We start from the raw sequence: 5,349 nt of genomic DNA, 5'->3' as shown, positions 1-5,349 counted from the left end.
CGCGCGCACCTGGGCCTGGCCGCTGCCGGGCGGGGAGGCCCGCTGGTGCCGCCTCGCGCGGGAGGTGTCCGCCGAGCGTTGGGGGCCCGGGGACGACCGTCCGTCGCCACCGTGACCGGAAGGCCCGAGCCCGGTCCGGTCAGCGGGTCGGTCCGCACCCCGCAAGCTCGTTCGTGGGACCTACCGCGGGTCAGCGGGTCAGCCCGCGGTGCCGTACATCCGGTCGCCCGCGTCGCCCAGGCCCGGCACGATGTAGCCGGACTCGTTGAGCCGCTCGTCGACGGCGGCCGTCACGACCGTGACCGGCGTACCGGCCAGCTCCCGCTCCATCAGCTCGACGCCCTCCGGCGCTGCCAGCAGGCAGATCGCCGTCACGTCGTCCGCGCCGCGCCCGATCAGCTCGCGAATGGCCGCGACCAGCGTGCCGCCGGTCGCCAGCATCGGGTCGAGCACGTAGACCTGCCGACCGGACAGGTCGTCCGGCATGCGCGTCGCGTACGTCGAGGCCTGGAGCGTCTGCTCGTCCCGGATCATGCCGAGGAAACCGACCTCGGCCGTCGGCAGCAGGCGCACCATGCCGTCCAGCATGCCCAGGCCGGCGCGCAGGATCGGCACCACCAGCGGACGCGGGTGCGACAGCCGCACGCCGGTCGTCTCGGTGACCGGTGTCCGGATGTCCACCTGGTCCGTGCGCACGTCCCGGGTCGCCTCGTACGCGAGCAGGGTGACCAGCTCGTCGGCGAGCCGCCGGAAGGTCGGTGAGTCGGTGCGCTCATCGCGCAGCGTGGTCAGTTTGTGCGCCACCAGCGGGTGGTCGACGACGTGGGTCCGCATGGTTCGACAGTATCCGAGGCCCTGTGACCAGGTCTCCCGCGGTGGCGTGAACCCCGGGTTCGGAGGGAAAGTGAAGGCATACGCCGGAGCGAAGGCATACGCCGGAGGTGAGGCCATATGTCCGACCCGAAGGAACGCGCCCTGAGACACGGTTCCGCCGACGCGGACCGGCTGCGGAAGCGCGCGCTCTTCCTCCGTGAGCTCAGCGAGGCGAAGGCGTTGCGGGAGCGCGTGCAGCCGCGCCGCGCGCGGGCCGCCCGAATGCGCCAGCAGATGCGGATGCGCACGTTCCGGTGGTGACCGCCGGTAACGCCCCGCAGGCTGGGCGCCCCGGGCCGCCGGGCCCCCTGATCCCGCGTCCGATCCGCAAACACCTGCCCGACGCATGGCCGAAGACATCCCATCCGGGCCGGGTTTCTGTCACGATTCCGAAGGAGCGGGGCGTCGCCCCTCTTGAGCACTCGCTGATCACCGGATACCAGTGGGAGAGTCACGGTGTACTTCGCCGCACTGCTCGCGCGCACCGAAGAGGGATGGGTAGCGAGCGACACGGAACTCGACGACGTGGAAACCCTCGCGGATCTCGCGGACCTCGCCCGCGAGGCCGCCGCTGTCGACGACACGGTGCTGATCTGCATCGAACAGGAGGGCGCCTGGTTCGGCGTCGTCCGCGTGGACGGTGAGGACGATCCGCGCATCTACGTCTCGGACGCGGCAGCAGCCGCCCGCAACGCGTACGGGGAGATCCTGCTGACCGACGAAGTGCTGGGCCGAGATCCCGAGGCGCCGGAGGATCTCGACAGCCTGGTCGATCTCGACGGCACCGAGGACGGCGAACCCGACAACCAGGCCGACGACGGCGACGACGCGGCCCCCGACGCCGCCGTGCTCCCGGACGGCCCGGTGGGCGACGCCGACCTGCTGTCCGACCTCGGCATGCTGGAGAAGGAGGTGCTGTCGCTGGACGCCGGCGACGCGCTCTCCGAGATCGCCGAGGCCCTGGGCTGCACCGATGTGCTGGAGGCCGTCCGGTAGCGGGCGACACTCGAGGCATGGACGATCCTCTGCGCGACCCGTGGCTGACCCCGATGCGGCACGCCCTCGACGAGGCCCTAAGGGCCACCGACACCGGGGACGTGCCCGTCGGCGCACTGGTCCTCGGCCCGGACGGCACCGAACTGAGCCGGGGGCGCAACGCCCGCGAGGCGTCGGGTGACCCCACCGCGCACGCCGAGGTGGTCGCGCTGCGGCGCGCCGCCGAGGCGGTCGGCGAGTGGCGCCTGACGGGCTGCACGCTCGTCGTCACCCTGGAGCCGTGCACGATGTGCGCCGGCGCGGCGGTGCTGTCCCGGGTGGACCGCGTCGTCTACGGCGCGGTGGACGCCAAGGCGGGAGCGGCCGGCTCCCTGTGGGACGTCGTCCGCGACCGGCGGCTCAACCACCGGCCCGAGGTGATCTCCGGAGTGCTCGCCGAGCAGTGCGGCGCCCTGCTCACCGGCTTCTTCCGGGGACGCCTCGGAACCGATTTCGGCACACGGCCACCCGTGGGCTAAGCTCTCTCCCGGTAGCGTGTCCGAGCGGCCGAAGGAGCTCGCCTCGAAAGCGAGTGTGGGGGCAACTCCACCGTGGGTTCAAATCCCACCGCTACCGCTCTTGAGCAGGACGAACGAAGGGCCGGACCCGGTTGGGGTCCGGCCCTTCGTCGTGCACCCGCCCGGCCTCCGCCGCAGCCACACCCCCGCGGCCGCCGTCATCCCCTCCCGCGCCGGGAGCGCGCCGGGGGCAGCCCGGGGGGACGCTCGCTCGGGACCGCGCCGGCGTCCGCACCGGTGCCGGGAGACGGCCCCGCGGGGCCGGCGGGCGGGGTCGGCGGGGTGAGTTCGGCGGCAAAGCGACCTGGTTGCTGAGGTTTTGGCCGGTAAAGCGGCGATCAAGCCGACGAAACGGCCGGATAGACTCTCGCGACTGCACAGGGGACAGCGGCCAGCCACAGGAGGCGGCGACGGTGGACATCAAGAAGATCGCGCTCTACATCGTCATCGTCTTCGTGTTCTACACGATCATCACCTCACCCGAGCGATCGGCCGAGCTGGTCGGGGTCGGGTTCGAGGGCATCGCCAGTGCCGCGCAGGGTGTCGGGGAGTTCATGACGCAGCTCGTCAATTAGCTCACCCGCTCGAAGCCTCCGCCGAACGGCCCCCCGCTCTCCATGGGGGGCCGTTCTTCTTGCCCCGCACCACCAACACGGGCCTATTAAGGTGCTTGCACACAGTGGCTATGAATTGTGATGCTATGACCGCTTTTGCCGGATGAGTAGACCGTGAAAGGGGTGGTGGAAGGGTGGCGGTGACTCAGACCCGCGAAAGCCGTAGCGCGCAAACGAGGGCACTGACCCAGGCGCTGTTCGAACAACTGGCGGAACGGGAGCCCGGCAGTCCCGAGCACCGCCGGGTCAGGAGCGCGCTCATCGAGGCCAACATCCCGTTGGTCCGCTACGTGGCGGCCCGGTTCCGCAGCCGCAACGAGCCGATGGAGGACGTCGTCCAGGTCGGGACCATCGGCCTCATCAACGCCATCGACCGCTTCGACCCCGGCCGCGGCGTGCAGTTCCCCACCTTCGCGATGCCGACGATCATCGGCGAGATCCGGCGCTACTTCCGCGACAACGTGCGGACCGTGCATGTTCCCCGGCGCCTGCACGAGATGTGGACGCAGGTGAGCGCGGCGACCGAGGACCTGACGGTCCAGCACGGGCGCTCACCGACCACCGCCGAGATCGCCGAGCGGCTGGAGCTGGGCGAGGACGAGGTGCTCGCGTGCATCGAGGCCGGACGGGCCTACCGCGCCACGTCGCTGGAGGCCGCACAGGAACGCGAGGACGGCCGGCCGGGCATCATCGACCGGCTCGGCTACGAGGATCCCGAACTGGACGGGGTGGAGCACCGAGACCTCGTACGCCACCTCCTCGTGCAGCTCCCCGAACGTGAACAAAGGATTCTGCTGCTGCGCTACTACGGCAACCTGACGCAGTCACAGATCAGCGTGGAACTGGGCGTCTCGCAGATGCACGTCTCCCGGCTGCTCAGCCGTAGCTTCGCCAGGCTGAGGGCAGCAAATCCCATCGAAGCGTAACCAGTTCGGGTGACATCCCTTCGGTCCGCACCCCCTCCGAGCTGTGCAATTTTATCGACATGACGCTACATCGTGTTGCTGACTTGTGACATTCTGCGAGAGCTGCGTTTGCCGTGGCTGCACCGCCGGTATTCAGGTGGAGGACTGCCCTCGTCCCGAAGGCAGCCGTTGCGACCCGTCCGCGACCTCAAGGGGGTGGCATGTCCGTAGATCTGGGCAGCTCGAAGGTGCTCACCGAAGCGATCAACACTGACGCACCGCACAGTGCTTCCGGGGCATCCGAGGCACCTGACGTTCCCGGCCCTCCCCCTCCGGTGGGGCGGGCCGCCGACACCGAGGCCATCGACACCCGCACGCTCTCCCGCTCCCTCTTCCTGCGCCTCGCCGCACTGGAGAAGGACAGCGCCGAACGTGCCTACGTGCGCGACACCCTGATCGAGCTGAACCTCCCCCTCGTGCGTTACGCGGCGGCCCGGTTCCGCAGCCGCAACGAGCCGATGGAGGACATCGTCCAGGTCGGAACCATCGGCCTGATCAAGGCGATCGACCGCTTCGACTGCGAACGCGGCGTGGAGTTCCCGACGTTCGCGATGCCGACGGTCGTCGGTGAGATCAAGCGGTTCTTCCGCGACACCTCCTGGTCGGTGCGGGTGCCGCGCCGACTCCAGGAACTGCGGCTGGCGTTGACGAAGGCCAGCGACGACCTCTCCCAGCAGCTCGACCGTTCGCCGACGGTCCCCGAACTCGCCGTGTGCCTCGGGGTGTCGGAGGAGGACGTGGTGGACGGCCTGGCGGTGGGCAACGCCTACACGGCCAGCTCGCTGGACTCGCCGTCGCTGGAGGAGGACGGCAGCGAGGGCTCACTCGCCGACCGGCTCGGCTACGAGGACGCCGCGCTGGAGGGCGTGGAGTACCGCGAGTCGCTCAAGCCGCTGCTGGCCCGACTCCCCTCCAGGGAGCGGCAGATCATCATGCTGCGGTTCTTCGGCAACATGACCCAGTCGCAGATCGGCGAGGAGGTCGGCATCTCGCAGATGCACGTCTCGCGACTACTGACCCGCACCCTCGCGCAACTCCGCGAGGGCCTCATCACGGAGGGCTGAGCGCAGGAAGGCTGAACACGGGAAGGCCGACCGAGCACGACAAGGCCGTACAGGGCTGAACCGCACGGGGCGGGAGCACGGAGACTGCACACGAGGGCCCGACGTCAGGGCGTCCCGTACCGCAGCACCGACTCACCACCACCGAGCGCACCACCAGGCACCGCTGACGCCGCGTCGGCCCCCCATGCGGGCGCGGCACGCCACTGCGCGGGCGCGCCACGTGCGTGTGCGCTGGGCGCCGCCTGAGGGCGACCGACGCGTCGCAGCAAGGCGTCCGACG

7 protein-coding genes and 1 tRNA gene are annotated in these 5,349 nt (G+C 70.3%); 7 read left to right on the top strand and 1 reads right to left on the bottom strand.

The window, feature by feature from the left end; translation table 11 throughout:
• Positions 1 to 198: 198 nt before the first annotated feature.
• Complete coding sequence (gene upp / locus ACYVE9_RS14470) at positions 199 to 834, bottom strand: uracil phosphoribosyltransferase (protein WP_461028244.1); 636 nt, start codon at positions 832 to 834, stop codon at positions 199 to 201.
• Between the two features lie 117 nt (positions 835 to 951).
• Here upp and ACYVE9_RS14465 point away from each other — a divergent pair, with 117 nt between their 5' ends.
• From ACYVE9_RS14465 to ACYVE9_RS14435, 7 genes are all read left to right on the top strand, one after another.
• Positions 952 to 1,134: a hypothetical protein gene (locus ACYVE9_RS14465; RefSeq protein ID WP_461028243.1), complete on the top strand. Its 183-nt coding sequence runs from the start codon at positions 952 to 954 to the stop codon at positions 1,132 to 1,134.
• A gap of 195 nt (positions 1,135 to 1,329) precedes the next feature.
• Positions 1,330 to 1,869: a tRNA adenosine deaminase-associated protein gene (locus ACYVE9_RS14460; RefSeq protein ID WP_461028242.1), complete on the top strand. Its 540-nt coding sequence runs from the start codon at positions 1,330 to 1,332 to the stop codon at positions 1,867 to 1,869.
• A 17-nt stretch (positions 1,870 to 1,886) separates the two neighbouring features.
• The gene (gene tadA, locus ACYVE9_RS14455; protein WP_461028241.1) at positions 1,887 to 2,387 is read left to right on the top strand and encodes a tRNA adenosine(34) deaminase TadA; all 501 of its coding nucleotides are present in this window, start codon (positions 1,887 to 1,889) and stop codon (positions 2,385 to 2,387) included.
• A 10-nt stretch (positions 2,388 to 2,397) separates the two neighbouring features.
• Positions 2,398 to 2,484: transfer RNA gene (locus ACYVE9_RS14450), tRNA-Ser, on the top strand.
• Between the two features lie 355 nt (positions 2,485 to 2,839).
• Entirely contained in the window at positions 2,840 to 3,001 is a 162-nt protein-coding gene (locus tag ACYVE9_RS14445) for a hypothetical protein (RefSeq protein ID WP_461028240.1), read from the top strand.
• A 179-nt stretch (positions 3,002 to 3,180) separates the two neighbouring features.
• The gene (locus ACYVE9_RS14440) at positions 3,181 to 3,966 is read left to right on the top strand and encodes an RNA polymerase sigma factor SigF (RefSeq protein WP_461028239.1); all 786 of its coding nucleotides are present in this window, start codon (positions 3,181 to 3,183) and stop codon (positions 3,964 to 3,966) included.
• A 200-nt stretch (positions 3,967 to 4,166) separates the two neighbouring features.
• The gene (locus ACYVE9_RS14435; RefSeq protein ID WP_461028238.1) at positions 4,167 to 5,069 is read left to right on the top strand and encodes an RNA polymerase sigma factor SigF; all 903 of its coding nucleotides are present in this window, start codon (positions 4,167 to 4,169) and stop codon (positions 5,067 to 5,069) included.
• Positions 5,070 to 5,349 lie beyond the last annotated feature (280 nt).

The sequence above is a fragment of the Streptomyces sparsus genome, from assembly GCF_054776295.1.
The sequence above is the reverse complement of the archived record's forward strand: the minus strand, read 5'-3'. Positions and strand labels throughout refer to the sequence as shown.

Bases quoted from the DNA above. Each gene is read 5' to 3' on its own strand.
- upp (WP_461028244.1), bottom strand. From the start codon at position 834: ATGCGGACCCACGTCGTCGACCACCCGCTGGTGGCGCACAAACTGACC.
- ACYVE9_RS14435 (WP_461028238.1), top strand. From the start codon at position 4,167: ATGTCCGTAGATCTGGGCAGCTCGAAGGTGCTCACCGAAGCGATCAAC.
- tadA (WP_461028241.1), top strand. From the start codon at position 1,887: ATGGACGATCCTCTGCGCGACCCGTGGCTGACCCCGATGCGGCACGCC.
- ACYVE9_RS14465 (WP_461028243.1), top strand. From the start codon at position 952: ATGTCCGACCCGAAGGAACGCGCCCTGAGACACGGTTCCGCCGACGCG.